This is a genomic window from Microvirga sp. KLBC 81 (genome assembly GCF_003075415.1).
Taxonomy (GTDB): Bacteria; Pseudomonadota; Alphaproteobacteria; order Rhizobiales; family Beijerinckiaceae; genus Microvirga.
Genome location: NZ_QDAH01000004.1, coordinates 43721 through 59831, shown reverse-complemented (window position 1 = coordinate 59831; position 16111 = coordinate 43721). Strand labels below are relative to the sequence as shown.

The window sequence follows — 16111 nt, the reverse complement described above, 5'->3', positions numbered from 1 at the left end:
TTCGTCTCCTTCTGTCACATCGGCGATTATGGATCCCCGCCTGCGCGGGGATGACGGTGTGGATGAATGTCAGAGACGCGCCCGCTGGAACGGAGCCATGAGCGCCATCGCCTGCAGCGGCAGGATCTGCTCGCCTGCCGCATCGCCCCGGTTCTCGAACCAATGGGCCACAAGAACCTTGATCGCGAGCTTCAAGGTGGCCGGCACGGCATCGGGCGAAGCGCCGTAACCTGCGCGCAGCTCGATCTCGATGCCGTTTCTCACCTTGCCTGGCTCCGGGACATCGGCAACGGCAATGCAGGGCGGATCGCTCGCGGCATCCGTCTCGATGGAAGCCGCGGGAATGTCCGTGGAGGAGCCTGCAGCGTCCGTCACCCTGATGCTGTCAACGGCCAGCAAGGGCGCGATCGGCAGCAGCACCTTCCCGCCCTGCGGCCAACGATCCATCACCACCCGCCAGCGCTGCTCGATCAGGATGCGCCGGGAGGCGGATTCCACCATGAGCCGCGCGGCCTTGATGAGCCCGGAGACCAGATCGTCCTCCGCCTCGTCGTCGACGCGCAGATAGGCCTTCATCTCAAGCAACGTTACGGGCTCGACGGCGGGGCCATCAACGAATATCGGGATCATCGCAACAGGATTCCTTCCATGATGAATCGTCTGATCACGCTCTCCCTCGCCCTCTCGCTTGCTGCGACCGGAGCAAAAGCCATCGTCGGCGGTGCGGAGGACCAAAGTCCCCTCGCCCGTCAGAGCGTGATGGTGTTGAGTTCGAATGGCGGCGTCTGCAGCGCCGTCGTGGTGGCGCGCGATGTGGTCCTCACCGCAGCCCATTGCGTGACGGGCGCGGACGAGCATCGGGTGCATTTTCGCGACGAGGCGGGCGAACCGGTGCTGATCACCCCCTCAGCGAAGGCCGTGCATCCTGGCTACAATGCGAAAGCCATCGCGACCCGGCAGCGCTCCATCGACCTTGCGCTCGTGCGCATCCCTGAGGCCCTGCCGGAGCGTTTCGAGCGGGCAACGCTCACCGCCACTAAGCCTGCCAAGGATGAAACCATCCTTGTCGGTGGCTATGGACTGGCCCGTGAAGGCGATGCCAAGACCACCGGAACCTTCCGTACTGCATCCCTAACGGTGACGGAGCCTCATGGCCCCAGCAAGATCCTGCTTTGGTCCCAAGGCTCAGGAGCTATGGGAGCCTGCCAGGGCGATTCCGGTGGTCCGATGGCATCAGGATCAGCCGTTGCAGCCATCACATCGTGGTCGTCACCATCACGCGGGCAAGGCTGCGGAGGACCGACGCAAGGCATTCTCCTTGGCCCACAGAGGGAATGGATCGATCGTACCCTGAGGGCTTGGAACCGTGCGGCGTTGTGGAACGGCAACTAAAGCTGGAAAAATCAAGCGTGGCGGAACTATCCTGCGTTGATAGCCCTTCCCCTACGTAATGATTCCTCCATCACTTCATAGTCCCGATGCGCGCCCTTTCATTGATCGCCTTCATCGCCCTCACCCTCTTCACGGGGTCCGCGCAGGCCGTTCTGCTGGGCGCGACATCACGGGATCCGAACGGATTGCGACGCTCCGTCGTTTCCATCGAAAATTCCGCAGGCGAGCTTTGCTCCGGTGCCCTCATTAGCCCAGACCTGGTGCTGACCGCAGCTCATTGCGTCACCGATTCAGCCGCTTATCGCGTCGTTGCAGTCAATCGGACCTTCAAGCCGCAGCGGTTCAAGGTCGTTGCTCTGGCCGTGCATCCCTCCTTCGTGACGGGCACGACTCCTCGCACGCAGCCCGGTGTCGATCTCGCGATCCTGCGCCTTGAACGTCCGCTCGGTCCGGAGTTCCTGCCGCTCGACCCAACGCTTGCCGGATCGATCGACGTCGGCGACGAGGTGACCATTGCAGGTTTCGGCGTGTTGACCGAACGGCGCAAGCAGACCGCGCGCATTCTGCGCCAGGCCAATCTCGTTTCGCTCGGCCCCATTCAGGTAGCCAATCGCGTGCTGATCGTGGTCGACCGCCAGCGATTGGCGGAAACGAGCGGCGCCGGCGCCTGCCGGGGCGATTCCGGCGGGCCGATCCTCGCCGCGACCGAGAACAGCTATCTGCTCTACGGCATCGTCAGCTGGTCGAGCGGCGCCATGCGCACGCGCGAGCCCAGCGCCTGCGGAGGCCTGACCGCCGTGACACCCATCGTCGAGCATCTCGGTTGGATCAGGCAGGCCGTCCGCAGCCTCGCCACCTCCGAAGGCGCATGGGCGAGACGCTAATCTCGCTACGCTTTATTCAGAACGTCCGACAAAACCCTCCCCCCTCATCCTGAGGAGCAGACGAAGTCTGCGTCTCGAAGGAGGATCCAGAGACCACTGGAGACGCCTCGCCCTTCGAGACGGATTGCTTACGCAATCCTCCTCGGGATGAGGCTTGAGGCTTGATTGGCGCATCGTGCGGACAAGTGGACCCGGTTTTCCGCTGACAACGATGCGTTCCTCTAGAAAGGAAGCATCTGATTGGACCCAAAAGTGCAAATCCACTTTTGGGTCCAATGCTCTGGTACCGTTAGGCAGCAAACTTCAGCAGCTTGATCGCCGCATAATCCTGCACACCGCCACCCACGCGCTTGGTGGTGTAGAACAGCACGTAGGGCTTTGCGGAATATGGATCGCGCAGCACGCGCATGCCGGCCCGATCGACGATCAGATAACCGCGCTTGAAATCGCCAAAGGCAAGGGCGCAGGAACCGGCCGCAATGTCAGGCATGTCCTCGGCCTCCACCACGGGGAAACCCATGAGGGTCGCGGATTGGCCGGCGCTTGCGGGCGGAGCCCAGAGATACTGGCCGTTCGAGTCCTTGAACTTGCGGATCGCGCTCTGCGTCTTGCGGTTCATGACGAAGGAGGCGTTCTGGCGATAGCCCGCCTTGAGGGCATAAATCAGCTCCACCAGCACATCCGACGGATTGGAGGACGGGAATGCCGCGCCGCCCGTATGGATGGCACCGAGCTTGCCCCAGCTCCAGGTATCGTCCTCCACGATGTCCGAAGCGAGGAAGCCTTTCGGCTTGTTGACGCCGTCGCCGTTCACGAAGGCGGCGCTTTCCTGCTCGGCGAAGGCCGCTTCGACCTCTTCCGCGATCCAGCGGTCGATATCGACCACCGCATCGTCAAGGAGGGTCTGGGTGGCCGCCGGCATGGCATAGAGCTCCATGGCCGGGAAGCTGAGTTCGGAAAGGGTCGGACCGGCGGTCTGGGGACGCGCCGCCGTTTCTCCCACCCAGCCGGTGGCCGGGCCCGAGGTGGAGAAGGCGCGCTTGTACTGACCGCCCGAGATCACGCGTACCGACGAGATCGCACGGATCGGCGAGATGGCCGAGAGACGACGCAGCACTTCCGTTTCGACCGTGTCGGGCACGAGGTAGCCGCCATCCGGGCCGGAACCGGCGGATAGTGCTTTTTCTTCGAGACGCTTCAGGCCCGTGGCCTCTCCCGAACGCATATAGGTGTGGAAGGCCGTCTTGTGCTCGGCCTGCATCGGATCGCGCGGAGCATCCCCGACCCGGCCAAGTGGCGGACGGGAGCGGTCGAGGGCCAGGCGATCGAGACGGCGCTTGGCATCATCGAGCGCGGCGTCGATGCGGGTGAGCTTTTCTTCCGTGACAACGTCGCTCGTCAGGCGCGTCTCGATCTCGGACAGGCGCGTATCGTTGGCGTCCTTGAAAGCCTCGAAGGCGCGGGCGAAATCATCGAAAGCCGACGCGACATCGTCGGATACCGATTTGGTTTCAACAACAGGAATCATATCAATCCAAAGGTCTTGAAAAGGGTTGGGCTTCAACAGAAAGGCCCGCCGGAGGCGGGCCCACGACTTCCCGGTAAGGGGAATGCTTAGTAGCGGCGGGCTGCGCGGCGGGTTGTTCTTGCGACGGTCGGGCCGGTCGCAGCGCCGACGGCTCCGCCGACTATCGCACCGGGCGGTCCAGCCACAGCGCCGACGCCGGCACCGACAGCGGCGCCGCCAACACGCTCTTCCGTGGTGGTGCAGGCTGCGGCCGCGAGGCCGAGAAGGGCAACAAGAGCGAGCTTCTTCATGGAAAACCTCCCGAGAGAGCGGACGGCATCACGGGCAGCGCCCGCAGCGTCCGCAACTCTGCGGGCTTGCGTGTAACGCGCTTGAGCTTCCTCGGTTCAGGAAAATAATCGAGCGGCCGTGGTGCGGATGGTGGAGGCGAGATTTCCCGGCACCCGCTTTACGGCCTCAACCCGCGCGCCAGGGAGCATGGGGAAGGTCACGACTGAGATCTCCCACAGATCGAGCTTTTCGAGTCGTCGCAGGCCGGTGGGCCGTTCGGCCCTCGCCCGCTCCACCCGAAAGCCGATGGAGAGCCCATCGACGGCGCCCTCGCGCAGCAGCGCATGGATATCCCGCGCCCGCTCGACGGCGAGGTTGAGCTTGCCGCGAACGCGAAGCCCGCGCCGGTCCTCTTCGATGGAGAGCCAGCGGCCGATGGGCGTGGCGGGATCGTGCTGCCAGAGCAGCCGGACCGCGCTCGCCTCGCGTTTCTTCAAACTATCCGTGAAAGCTCCCGGCATGACCACGTCCTTGCCGAGATCGGCGACGCCGAACAAGCTGGCATAGCCCTCGAAGACGCCGCCGTCATCGACGGCGTTCAGAGGCTGGCTAAGAAACTTCATCTCCTGCGTGGTGGGAATGACAGCCAGTTTCATGCTCGCACTCCACGCGGAGGCTTTTCCGGCTTCGCATCGAGCTTCTCGAGTTGGCGTACGAAGTCGCGGAACACGAGCGAGGCGCGGCTCTGCCCATTCCGCACGGCTTTCGGCTTCCGGGCAGGGCGGGGCAAGGTGCGGTTCATGAAGGATCTCCCGTGTGACGGCGGTTGAAGAGGGACAGCTCGCGTACGAACTCGTCGAACCGGCGGTTGGCCGCGAACAGATCGCGCAGAGTCATGGCAAGCAAAGCGGAGGCCCCGCTCGCCCAAACGAAGAGGGCGAGATGGGCAAGATCGCCGCGGCTGATGACGGCTTCGGCGACCCTTTCGAAAATGTTCATGATTTGTTCCTACGCAATATGCCCCCACTCACTCAAGTTTGAGGTTTTGCTGATGAACCTTCAGAGCCTCGTGCGGAACCGGAGGTCCGCATCAGTGACCCGAAGGGCCGCGTCAGCGAAAAGTGGATCCGGTTTTCCGCCTGAACGATGCCCTCATTGAAGGAGAAAGCATTGGATGGGTCCCAAAAGTGCAAATCCACTTTTCACGTCCGATGCTGTAGGAGACAGATGAACGAGGCGATGAGAGGCTCGTCGCCCCGCACGACGCGCCGCGCAACTCCGGGACGGTTGACAGACACCTCTCTCGTCATGGCCGGGCTTGTCCCGGCCATCCCGATCCGAAGAGCGCAACATTCACGCAATCGGGATCACCGGCACAAGGCCGGTGATGACGGGGAGGGCAATGCGTCATTCCGTATCGGCTGACGCCGTCCGACATGACCCTTAAGCTGTTCTCCTCTGCTTTCCCCTGCCTGCACGAACAACAGCACCACGCCCGTAACCCACCGCCTCGCGCTTCTCGTCATCGGTCAGGAACGAGGCAGACGATATGCGGCGCCAGAGGCTTTCACGCTCGTCGGCCAGCGCCTCAATGGCATCGAGATCGGGTTCGAGATGCAGCACCTCGCCAAAGCCGGGCGAGAGCCATTGCGCGAAGGCTTCCATCGTACGCTTCACGAGGGGGATCACGGTCTGACGATAGAAGGCGCGGTTCGCTTCCGCATAATTGGCGTGGGTGTTGTCGCCCGGAAGACCCAACAACAACGGCGGCACACCGAAGGCGAGTGCAATTTCTCGTGCGGCCGCCGCTTTCGCTTCCACGAAGTCCATGTCCTTCGGCGAAAGGGACAGTGGCTTCCAATCGAGCCCGCCTTCGAGAAGCAGCGGACGGCCCGCATTGGAGGCGCCCTGATAATTCTCTTCCAACTCGCTCTTCAACCGGTCGAACTGCGCATCGGTCAGAGTCGCTCCGCCGACGACGAGCGCGCCGGATGGCCGGGCTGCGTTGTCGAGGAGCGCCTTGTTCCAGGCGCCCGCCGCGTTGTGAATGTCGAGGGCAGCCGCCGCGGCTTCCATCGGCGAGAGACCATAATGATCGTCAGCCGGATGAAAGAGCGTCAGGTGCAGGATCGGCGAAACCGCCTCCCCCTGCCCGATCGCAAAGCGCACCGTTTCCGTTCCGACCGTGTATTCATACGCAGCGGGCCACCCATCGGAACCTGGCACAACGCGCATCCGGTCAGGCCGTAGAACGTAGAGTTCCGCAGGCGCCCCATCGACGCCGACGGCCTCCACATAGGCATTGCCCGACACCATGAGATGTCCATAGGCGCTTTCCAGAAAGCGCTGCCCGCCCTCACGGGCATTCGGACGTGCAAGCAGCGTCAGCACCGGATGGGCCGCGAGATCGCGCTCCCCCTGTTTCAACGTAAGAGGCAGAGACGCCGCCGCCTCGGCCACGAGCCGCACCGCACGGTGAACGATGGCATTCTTCTGGAAGCCTTCGCGAGCGAGCGCTGTGTAGTCGCGTGGCGTCCAGACAGCGCGTCCGTCGAAATAGAACGCAACGGCCGAATGCGCGCGCGAAGCCTTGGCTTCAGGCGGCGCCTGAAACCAGCGGGTCAATTTGGTCAGCATGAAAAGCTCCTGCCCTTAGGCATGAGGACAAAGGCGAGTGCGCGCGACATCCATGGGCGTCGCGCGTCCGGTTGCAGAACGGCCGAGCGGGTTTGTGCCGGAATAGCCTCCGAAGACAGCGAGCCTTCCCACGCCCGGAGAATACCGGGAAGGGTCAGGCCATGGGCGCTCCCCGCGTAGCGAAGCTTTTCGCGGCCATCACGTCGAGAAATCTTGCCGACGGCGTACCTTGGAGCATGGGCGCCATCTGCTCCCAGAGAGCCCAGACATGCGGCATGGAATCACGGGCAGCCTGCTCATTGTCGAAGAGAGAGAGAACGAAGACTTCCCCGTCATCATCCATGAGCCCGATCCATTCCTGGAGGCCCGTTTGGGCATAGATCGCAGCCTCGTTCTCCTTACGCCAGCGGAGCAGCTCGTCCATCTTGTCGGGCTTTACGCGAAACGTCGTCAGTCGTGCGTACATGGTGACCTCCTTGGGGAGGCTGATATGACTGGCATCAGGCCAGCGCTGCACTGGTTACGACGCACGAAGTCTAGATCCTCTTGGACCGCTTGTGAATCGAAAAGCCCTCGACGCAAAGCGAACGGGCTGAAACCGGAAGGCTATAGCATCCGCACACGCGGCTCTCGTCCGTCTCGCAGCATCAGTTCGGTGAGCGCCCAGACGAGCGCATCCATGCGGTCGGGCGAACGGCCTGACGTGAGTCCACCGGGCCCGAAATCGCAGAGTTCATCTTCGAGCTCAGGTAACGCCCCCACATGGCGCACGCGGCCCTGCGCATAAAGAACCGAGACGGGCTCCGCACGCAGATACTTTCCGCGCATGGCGCGCACGCTCATCACCGGCACGGCAGGGTCGACCTCACGGATCACGCTGGTCGCCATCTCGCCGCCCTGGTTCGTTTCGACGATCAAGGCGTCGGCCTCAAGCCGCCGGTAGAGAGCGACCGCCTTGGCCGCCCATTCCGGCGGCTTGAGGCCGGATGCCGTCGCATCCTCCAGCACATAAGCCGTGCCACCCTCATCCAAGCCCGCCGCAACGATGCCGCAGGCATCCGCGCGCTTCGATGAGGACGCAGGCGGATCGACGGCAACGACGATGCGCATGAGCGGCGGCACGCCATCGACCCGGCTCATCTCGATCATGTCGCGGGTCCAGAGCGCATCGGGGCGATCCTCGATGATGTCGCCATCAAGCTCCTGCCGTCCGAGCCGCGTGCCGGCATAACGCCCGACAACAGCTTCCAGGAAGGCGGGCGCGAGGTTGGCCGCATTGTCCGATGTCCGGGCGCGGGAGACCGCCACTGAAGGATCGGCGAGAAAGCGCTTCAGCAACGGAATGGGCCTTGGCGTGGTCGTTACCATCTGGCGCGGATGTACTCCTAGGCGCAATCCGAACTGCAGCATGTCCCAGGTTTCCTCCACGTGCTTCCACTTGGCGAGTTCATCCGCCCACGCAGCCTCGAATTGAGGACCGCGGAGAGAGTCCGGATCCTCGGCGGAGAACACATGCGCCACCGCGCCGTTGGGCCATTCGAGCTTGCGCAGGGACGGCGACCAGGTCGGCCGTTCATGACGGGCATGGACGGAAAGAATGCCGGCCGGTCCCTCCACCATCACGTTGCGCGCATCCGAAAATGTTTCTCCGATCAGTGCAATGCGCCGCATCGGAGCGTCAGTAAAATCCGGCTCGCCAAGAGCGATGCCGCGTATCCATTCGGAGCCGGTGCGGGTCTTTCCCGCCCCTCGCCCGCCCAGCATGAGCCAGAGCGTCCAGGGATCATGACGCCGGCTCAAGCCCGGCAGACGCTGCTCGGGGCGGCAGCGGATCGGCCAATAGCGAAGTAGCTGTTCGAGTTCGGTTTTAGATAAGGAGGCCGTCGCTTCCGCGAGCCTCCTCCTCCGCGATAACCCGCTCAAGATGGCGAGCAAGCTCGTCACGGAGTTCATGGAGGCTGCGGGGCGTCTCATCTTGATGCTCGGTCTCATCGAGCCTTGAACCTTCCTGCTCCAGGAGCGCCCGCGCTGTCGTCAACGTCTTGGCATAGGAGGCCAGTGTCCGGGCGGTCCGGTCGTGATCGTCGATGCACCCGCTGCGTTGCTGCTCCATGAGAGCGTTGATCTGCGACCGGGTGGCCCGCGCCAGGGAGCGCGCCGCTTCGCGCAGGGACGTCGCCGCTGCCGTGCTCCCGGCAAGAATATCGGTCGGATCCTTCGCAGCCTTGCTCAACTCGTTCTGAGCGAGCGCCGCATGACGCGGCGGCCAGTCCCAACGCTGCCTCAGGCGAACGAAGGAACTCAAGCTCACGCCGAGATAGGCGGCGATGTCGTTCAAAGTGAGCTTCGGATGACCTGCGTAATAGAGATAGGCCTGCTGCCGCTTCTCGTCGGGAACCTCGGTTCTGGGATACATGGCACATCATGCGAAAAGTGGGCCCGGTTTTTTCACTGGCGCAGACCTCCGGTCTGCGGCGAACGATGCCCCGCTCGAACAGGGAGCATCGAGAGCATCGTGCGGAACCGAAGGTCCGCTTTCAACGATGCTCTCATTGAAGGAGAAAGCATCGGATGGATCCCAAAAGTGCAAGTCCACTTTTGGGGCCGATGCTGGAGCCCAACGAAAAACCGCCCAAGCGGCGCTTGAGCGGTGGAGGTCATTTATCACAATGAAGCCGGGCGGGTTTCATTCACACTTCGTCAGTGTTCACGTTTTGTACCCTATCAGCGGTGCGCTGTCAAGCGGGATTTTGAGGGATGGCTCGGATGACCGCTCAGAACTGGAGGTCCACGATGATCATTTCGTGATCGGAAATCGCCTGTCCTTGTGAATCCAGGGCGGGGATGACCTGCGGGTCTTCTGCCGCAATGCCCCGCACGAAGAACCAGTCGAGCTTGCCGAAAGGCCTGGGATGCTTCTTCGACGGACCATCGCGCTGAGTCGGAGAGGCAAGATTCGCAGCCGCCCATGAAAATCCTGCATCGCGAAGATCTGCAAAGAATGGTTCGTATCGTTCCGGCTGCTCCAGCAGCAGATGCCGTTCTCCCTCGCCATTCGGCAGCGCCTTGGAGTTGAAATCTCCGCCTATGATGCAGGCCTCGTTCGGCATCAGCTTTTCAAGAGCGGACAATAGGTTCCGAACCTGCACCCGGCGATCCGCTGGATCCGTCTTGCTTTCGAGATGCAGGCTCACGATCCACAAGGGACGCGGTGCATCGGCCAAGCGTGCGGCAACGGCAATCCTTCCGCCGATCCGTCTTTGAGCACCTTCGATTCCCTTGAACCACAATCCGCTCTCTTCGAGCGGGATCACGTGAGGCTGTTCGAAGGCGAGGCCGCTCACAATGGCATTGCCATGAAGACTGCACGCATTTCGCTCGCCTGCATGGCGGCGCATTTCTTTTTCATCACCCAGGTCGAGTTCGATGAACTCGACCCCGTAGAGATAGCCCCACCCCGGGGAGCCGGTGAGATCGCGGATCGTGTGGCTATTGCCGGAACGGGCCATGCCCACATCCACTTCGCTCAAAAGCGCGACGTGAGCGCCTGTCTTCTCGATCAGGTGCCTGACCGCTTCGGGCCGTGTCAGTCGCTCGGCATTCAAGGCGGCGATGCGCAACCTCCTTGGAACTGACTGTTTCTTTCCCGGAGGCTGGGCTTCGATGACGTGAAGAGCCTCGATACGATCCATGAATTCACGGTGAGCCGTCATGTCATGCGTCGAGCGGCGTGCCTCCTGCAGAAGAGGTATTTCCGGACAAGGAAGATTTTGCACGCTTCGGTCGATCAAAGGGCGCAAGGCTCTCGCTCCCGCCATTGGTTCCGTCACACCTAACGCAGTCGGGCCGACCATGGGCCACGAGAGAAAAATTTTCGGAGTATTAGGAACTTCTTTGCCTCTTTCGAGTTAGTGAGGCGCACAAGAATATGCCGGGAGAAGGCCCATGCTCGCTTGGGCTACCATCATCGCGCTCGCAATGGGCGCGCTTTTCTACGTCCTCGATCCTTCAGCGATCATCGTGAACGTCGCAGAATTGGCAGGCGTGATCGCTCTATTCACCCTGGTCTGCGCGGCAGAGGCTTTCAGTGCACCCAAAAGCTGAAACTGCTCGATATGAATCCGAGAGCTTTTCCGAAGGCGACTCCGGATAATCTTCCTTCCATCTAGACTTTGCTCAACATCATGTTTCTAGGAGAACTTGAGGCAGGTTCAAGGATTGCGCTCTCAAAGCAATATTATTATATTTCATGATATGAACCCGCCACCCTCACCACTTTCAACCCTCGACAGCTTGCAGGAGTTTTCCGGCGACCTCGTGATTCCGAATGCTCACCGGAACTCTCAGGGATCGATGGAGGAGGTGCTTCTGCAGACCATGGATCGATCGGTCCAAGCACGGATTGGGGCACGGCTTTCCGAACTCCTCGAAGGGATTGGCGACGCCTTTTACTCTCTCGATCGAGAGTGGCGCTTTTCGTACATCAACCGTGCCGCGGAGGTCTATTTCGGCACTGGCCGGGGAGAGATGCTGGGGCGGATGATCTGGGACGTTTTTCCCAGTTCGGTCGGGACGGAGCTGAGACGACGCTACGAAGAGGTTGCGGCCACCGGAATCGCAACCTCCTTCGAGACGGATGCGGTTGGAGTTCCCGGACGTTTCCTGGAGGTCCACGTCTTCCCTTACAACGGAGGCCTTGGCATCAGCTTTCGCGATTGGACGGAACGCCGCCGAGCAGAGATCGAACTCCGCGAAAGCCAGGCCCGCCTCACCTCTCTCGCCGATAACGTGCCGGCCTGCATGGTCTACCAAATCGACGACGCAGCGGATTATCGAGACCGAAAGCTCCTCTACATCTCCAAGACTTGCGAGCGGCTCAACGGCATTCCCGCCGAAGAGGTGCAGGCCAATCTTTCCCTCCTTTATGAGCTTGTCTTACCTCAATATCGGGATCGAATGCTGGCCAAGGAGGTTGAGGCCGTTCGCGAGCACAAGGCGTTCGATATGGAATTCGAGATGCGCCATGGGAGGACCGGGGAGGTTCGCTGGCATCGTCTGGTTGTAACGCCGCGCCAGCTGGCGAATGGCAGCTATGTGTGGGATGGTCTTCAGATCGACATCACCGATCACAAGCGTGCCGAAGAGCATCTGCGGCTTCTGGTCAACGAACTCAACCATCGCGTGAAGAACACGCTTGCGACCGTTCAATCCCTGGCGGCCCAAAGCTTCAGCCGGCTGGGCTCGCATGTTGACGATGATCTTCGAGCCGCCCGCAACGCCTTCGAGGCGCGCCTGTTCGCCCTTGCGCGCGGCCATGACGTTCTCACGCGGGAGAATTGGGAAGGCGCAAACCTCTCGGATGTTTTAGCCGAAGCATGCGCCGCCCACCGGGCCAATGCGACGGAGTGCATGCGCATTGCCATCGAAGGGCCCGATCTGCGCGTTTCGCCGCCGATGGCCCTCAGCCTGTCCATGACCCTGCATGAGCTTTTCACCAATGCCCACAAATACGGTGCCTTGAGCAATTCATCCGGACAGATCCGTATTTCCTGGTCAACTCCCACAGCTTCGTCCGGGCAGCGCCTGATCATGCGATGGGAGGAGCGCGGCGGACCTCCTGTAAAGCCCCCCGCCCGGAAGGGCTTCGGTTCGCGCCTGATTCAGGACGGGCTGGCCCGGGAGTTGAATGGTGTCGTGCACCTTCACTATGAGCCGACCGGCGTTGTCTGCACCATGGACGTGCCTCTTTCTTGAGCATTCTCAACGATCAATTCACAATCCGTCTAGACCATTGGTAGGTAGCACTACGAAACCTTCTTGCGATTTCCGCTCGATTCAGTGTCAATTGGGCGCAAGTGACGAAGTCACGGTCACGATCCAGGGAGGAGTTTAAACTCATGAAACGTCGTCAGTTTCTTCAGGCCGCTACGGTCGGTGCCGCCTCGACGGCGGTTGCCGCCCCCGCCATCGCTCAGTCGATGCCGGAGCTGAAGTGGCGCCTGCAATCCGGTTTCCCGAAGTCTCTCGACACGATCTACGGCGCAGCCGAAGTGATCGCGAAATACGTTTCGGAAGCAACCGACGGAAAGTTCCAGATCCAGCCCTTCGCGGCCGGTGAAATCGTCGGCACGCCCCAGGTGGCCGACGCCGTGGGCAATGGCACCATCGAAATGGGTCATACCTGCTCCTACTACTATTTCGGCAAGGATCCGACCTTCGCCATCGGCACGGCCCTGCCCTTCGGCTTCAACGCCCGGCAGCAGAATGCCTGGCTCTATCACGGCGGCGGCAACGACCTGCTGAACGAGTTCTACGCCAAGCACAACCTGTATGGCATGCCGGCCGGCAACACCGGCGTGCAGATGGGCGGCTGGTTCCGCAAGGAGATCAAGACCGTTCAGGACCTGCAGGGCCTGAAGATGCGCATCGCGGGGCTTGCCGGGCAGGTCATGTCGAAGCTCGGCGTCGTTCCGCAGCAGATCCCGGGCGGCGACATCTATCCGTCGCTCGAGCGCGGCACCATCGATGCGGCCGAGTGGGTCGGACCCTACGACGACGAGAAGCTCGGCTTCTCGAAGGTCGCCCCGTTCTACTACTACCCGGGCTTCTGGGAAGGCGGCCCCTCCATCCACCTCTTCATCAACAATGCAAAGTGGAAGGAATTGCCGAAGGCTTACCAGGCGATCCTGACCACGGCTGCGAGCTACGCCAACAACGACATGCTGGCGAAGTACGACGCCCGCAACCCGGCCGCCTTGCGCCGCCTGCTCGGTGCCGGCACGCAGCTTCGCCCCTACTCTCCGGAAATCCTGGAAGCTGCCTACAAGGCCGCCAACGAGGTCTACGATGAAGTTTCGGCCAAGAACGCCGACTTCAAGAAAATCTACGAGAGCGTCCGCGGCTTCCGCAATGAAGAGTACCTTTGGTTCCAAGTGGCCGAGTACGCTTACGACACCTTCATGATCCGCGCCCGCGCTCGCGGCTAGAGCATTTTTCGGTGAAGTGGATCCGGTTCACCGTCAAAAATGCGGCCCAGCAAAGAAGAGAGCTGATTCCACGTCAATGGAAACAGCTCTAAGCGGATCTTTCACCGATCTCGGAAAGGGCGGCCATTTGGTCGCCCTTTTTTATGGCTCCAGTGCTCCCCACATAGGGCCCTTCCCCGACCGCCTCCCCGATCATTCTTTCGACAGCAGCGGCCGGCTGTGCAGTGAAGGAATTACCGAGCATATGCGCTGGACATTAAGGATCAGCTTTCTCCTGTTTCTGGCCTGGGCGATCTTCATGGTCTCGCCCTTCGTGGCCCTCTATGACCTCAGCAAGGCGGTCGAGGCCAAGGACATTGACCGAATTACGGAGCGTGTGAACTTCCATGCCTTGCGAAACTCCCTCTCCCGCCAAATTCTTGGCGAGTACATGAAGGACCAAGATCTCGAAGGAGCTGAGCGAGATCTTGCGACCGAGGCGGGAGCCGCGATTCTCAATCCTGTCGTGGAGCAGCTCGTGACGCCCCAGGGCCTGATCGACTTGCTTGAGGACGGCTGGCCCGAGAAGGCCGTGGGAGGCATGGGCGGAACGGCCGTTCCCCTGCGCTCCGATATGGGCTCGCTCAAGCAGGCTTGGAGAACTTTCATTTTCTCGGAGGCACAGGGCTTTCGAAGCGTAACCATCCCCGTCCCGGTGGATGAGGCCAAGGAGAAGCAGTTCAAGATCACCATGCGCCTGAGGAGCACCACGTGGCGCCTGAGCGGGATCGAGCTGCCGGCACCCTTGCGTGAAGAACTGATCAAGCGGGCGGCCGTCGCCTCGCGGTAGGCTCTGATGGCACTCGCGGCACTAAAAAACCCGCCACCGAATGAGGCGGGTTTTTTAGTGCCTTGGCACAGAGAAGTGCTTCGTTCGTCCCTCTCACCTTCAAGAGGAGATTTTCGGCATTAATGAGAAATCATCCAGCCGACAGTTGCCAGAGGAAACACCGTGCCAAGCAAAAAGCAGATGATATTCGAGGTCATTACATGAACCCTCCTTCTGCCACATCAACTGTTTTTGCAATTTTACGTTCCTGAAAGCCAAAAGAACCGCGAGTTCAAAATAACAACGGCCAAGCATGAACAAATTCGGCCATCAGGATATGGGCTAAATCTTTCTCGGGAACCGAGCTTCGCCGTTTCGATTGTCCCGGTGACGTGGCAAGGGACTGATCAATGGATGCTGATGGCTATTCCTTTCGCAGGATCATGGGTGACGCCGAATTCGTTCGCAAAACCCTGATCGTCCTTGGGCTGGTTCTGCTGGCGCTCCTCCTCTGGAAACTTGCGGACGTTCTTCTCCTCGCCTTCGGCGCTATTCTGGTTGCCCTCATCCTGCACGCCTCCGCGGACTTGCTGGTCCGCTACATTCATGTGCCTGAACGCTGGGCCCTGTGGGTGGCGAGCATCATCATCTTCGGCATCGTCCTTGGTTTGATCGCTCTTTTCGGGACGCAGATGCGGGCGCAGTTCTCCAACGTGGTGGAGCGCCTTCCTTTCGTCGTTGACAATTTCAGCAAGAATCTCGGCTTCGGCGCCGTGTCCGACGACCTGTCCGAGATGATGAACAACATGCCTAGCGGCGGCCTCGCGACACGCATCGCCGGCATCGGCGGAGCGGTTCTCAGCGGGTTGGCGGATTTCCTTCTGGTAGTGATTGCCGGCATTTACATCGCGGCCTCACCGACACTCTACAAGCAGGGGTTCATCAAGCTCTTCCCCATCCGCCACCACGAGCGCGTCGAGAGCTCGCTCGATGCATCGGGCCAAGCCCTGAGGCTTTGGCTCATGTCGCAGCTGATCGCCATGGCCTGCGTCGCAGTCCTGTCATCGCTGGCCTTCTGGTTCATCGGGCTCCCCTCGCCCTATGCGCTAGGCATGATCGCGGGCCTGGCCGACTTCATCCCCTTCCTCGGCCCGATTCTCGGCGCGCTTCCGGCTGTTCTTTTTGCCTTCAGTATCAGTGGAGAGGCTGCTCTTTGGACGGTGCTCGCGGTGCTGGCGATCCAGCAGATCGAAGGCAATGTGATCTTCCCCCTCGTGGCGAGAAGCGTGGTCAGCATTCCTCCAGCGCTCGCCCTCTTTGCGATCCTGGTTGGAAGCATTCTCTTCGGCAGTTTGGGGTTGATCTTCGGCTTTCCGCTCGCTGTCGTAGCTTATGTGCTGGTCAAGAAACTCTACGTCCGTGAGACGCTCGGCGAGCAAACCACCGTTCCCGGAGAAGCCGAAGCCAAAGAAAAAGGCGGCGTTTAAGTTAGAGCCTCGGATGTGAAAAGTGGATCTGCACTTTTGGGATCGATCCGATGCTCATTCCTGAGAGGAGCGCATCGTTCGAGGCAGAAAACCGGGGCCACTTCTCGCTGACGCGGCCC

The 16111-nt window shown here is 61.2% G+C and carries 18 protein-coding genes; 7 read left to right on the top strand and 11 right to left on the bottom strand.

Going from position 1 to position 16111, the window contains the following annotated elements; translation table 11 throughout:
* Positions 1 to 69: 69 nt before the first annotated feature.
* The gene (locus DC522_RS04260) at positions 70 to 630 is read right to left on the bottom strand and encodes a head-tail connector protein (protein ID WP_116527466.1); all 561 of its coding nucleotides are present in this window, start codon (positions 628 to 630) and stop codon (positions 70 to 72) included.
* Between the two features lie 18 nt (positions 631 to 648).
* Here DC522_RS04260 and DC522_RS04255 point away from each other — a divergent pair, with 18 nt between their 5' ends.
* On the top strand, positions 649 to 1392 hold the full coding sequence (locus DC522_RS04255) for a trypsin-like serine protease (RefSeq protein WP_371678849.1): 744 nt from the start codon (positions 649 to 651) through the stop codon (positions 1390 to 1392).
* An 86-nt stretch (positions 1393 to 1478) separates the two neighbouring features.
* Positions 1479 to 2276, top strand: coding sequence for a trypsin-like serine protease (locus DC522_RS04250; protein ID WP_116527465.1), 798 nt, complete (start codon positions 1479 to 1481; stop codon positions 2274 to 2276).
* A 289-nt stretch (positions 2277 to 2565) separates the two neighbouring features.
* Here DC522_RS04250 and DC522_RS04245 read toward each other — a convergent pair whose 3' ends face one another.
* The 10 genes from DC522_RS04245 to DC522_RS04205 all read right to left on the bottom strand — a co-directional run bounded on the left by DC522_RS04245 (position 2566) and on the right by DC522_RS04205 (position 10424).
* A complete protein-coding gene (locus tag DC522_RS04245; protein WP_116527464.1) occupies positions 2566 to 3804 on the bottom strand; it encodes a phage major capsid protein in 1239 nt (412 codons plus the stop codon).
* Between the two features lie 86 nt (positions 3805 to 3890).
* Complete coding sequence (locus tag DC522_RS04240) at positions 3891 to 4094, bottom strand: hypothetical protein (protein WP_116527463.1); 204 nt, start codon at positions 4092 to 4094, stop codon at positions 3891 to 3893.
* 96 nt (positions 4095 to 4190) lie between these two features.
* Positions 4191 to 4730 carry an HK97 family phage prohead protease gene (locus DC522_RS04235; protein ID WP_205769492.1) on the bottom strand — a complete coding sequence of 180 codons (540 nt, stop codon included), beginning with the start codon at positions 4728 to 4730 and terminating at the stop codon, positions 4191 to 4193.
* Positions 4727 to 4876 carry a hypothetical protein gene (locus DC522_RS34610; RefSeq protein ID WP_165820047.1) on the bottom strand — a complete coding sequence of 50 codons (150 nt, stop codon included), beginning with the start codon at positions 4874 to 4876 and terminating at the stop codon, positions 4727 to 4729. The genes DC522_RS04235 and DC522_RS34610 overlap by 4 nt, the downstream gene beginning before the upstream one ends.
* Positions 4873 to 5073: a hypothetical protein gene (locus DC522_RS04230; RefSeq protein WP_116527462.1), complete on the bottom strand. Its 201-nt coding sequence runs from the start codon at positions 5071 to 5073 to the stop codon at positions 4873 to 4875. Before DC522_RS04230 ends, DC522_RS34610 begins: the two co-directional genes overlap by 4 nt.
* Positions 5074 to 5517: 444 nt before the next feature.
* On the bottom strand, positions 5518 to 6711 hold the full coding sequence (locus tag DC522_RS04225) for a phage portal protein (protein WP_116527461.1): 1194 nt from the start codon (positions 6709 to 6711) through the stop codon (positions 5518 to 5520).
* A 154-nt stretch (positions 6712 to 6865) separates the two neighbouring features.
* Positions 6866 to 7177 (bottom strand): putative quinol monooxygenase, encoded by a 312-nt coding sequence (locus DC522_RS04220; RefSeq protein WP_116527460.1) that lies wholly within the window; start codon positions 7175 to 7177, stop codon positions 6866 to 6868.
* Between the two features lie 140 nt (positions 7178 to 7317).
* Positions 7318 to 8646 (bottom strand): DNA-packaging protein, encoded by a 1329-nt coding sequence (locus tag DC522_RS04215; RefSeq protein WP_371678905.1) that lies wholly within the window; start codon positions 8644 to 8646, stop codon positions 7318 to 7320.
* Positions 8579 to 9127: a hypothetical protein gene (locus DC522_RS04210; RefSeq protein ID WP_116527458.1), complete on the bottom strand. Its 549-nt coding sequence runs from the start codon at positions 9125 to 9127 to the stop codon at positions 8579 to 8581. Before DC522_RS04210 ends, DC522_RS04215 begins: the two co-directional genes overlap by 68 nt.
* Positions 9128 to 9485: 358 nt before the next feature.
* The gene (locus DC522_RS04205; RefSeq protein ID WP_116527457.1) at positions 9486 to 10424 is read right to left on the bottom strand and encodes an endonuclease/exonuclease/phosphatase family protein; all 939 of its coding nucleotides are present in this window, start codon (positions 10422 to 10424) and stop codon (positions 9486 to 9488) included.
* 232 nt (positions 10425 to 10656) lie between these two features.
* Here DC522_RS04205 and DC522_RS34605 point away from each other — a divergent pair, with 232 nt between their 5' ends.
* The 5 genes from DC522_RS34605 (at position 10657) to DC522_RS04185 (ending at position 15992) form a co-directional block, all read left to right on the top strand.
* Entirely contained in the window at positions 10657 to 10815 is a 159-nt protein-coding gene (locus tag DC522_RS34605; RefSeq protein ID WP_165820046.1) for a hypothetical protein, read from the top strand.
* A 273-nt stretch (positions 10816 to 11088) separates the two neighbouring features.
* Positions 11089 to 12465, top strand: a complete 1377-nt coding sequence (locus DC522_RS04200) for a sensor histidine kinase (protein ID WP_165820045.1) — start codon at positions 11089 to 11091, stop codon at positions 12463 to 12465.
* Positions 12466 to 12608: 143 nt separating this feature from the next.
* Positions 12609 to 13697, top strand: coding sequence for a TRAP transporter substrate-binding protein (locus tag DC522_RS04195; RefSeq protein ID WP_116527455.1), 1089 nt, complete (start codon positions 12609 to 12611; stop codon positions 13695 to 13697).
* A 244-nt stretch (positions 13698 to 13941) separates the two neighbouring features.
* On the top strand, positions 13942 to 14526 hold the full coding sequence (locus DC522_RS04190; RefSeq protein ID WP_165820044.1) for a DUF2939 domain-containing protein: 585 nt from the start codon (positions 13942 to 13944) through the stop codon (positions 14524 to 14526).
* A gap of 389 nt (positions 14527 to 14915) precedes the next feature.
* The gene (locus tag DC522_RS04185; RefSeq protein ID WP_116527453.1) at positions 14916 to 15992 is read left to right on the top strand and encodes an AI-2E family transporter; all 1077 of its coding nucleotides are present in this window, start codon (positions 14916 to 14918) and stop codon (positions 15990 to 15992) included.
* Positions 15993 to 16111 lie beyond the last annotated feature (119 nt).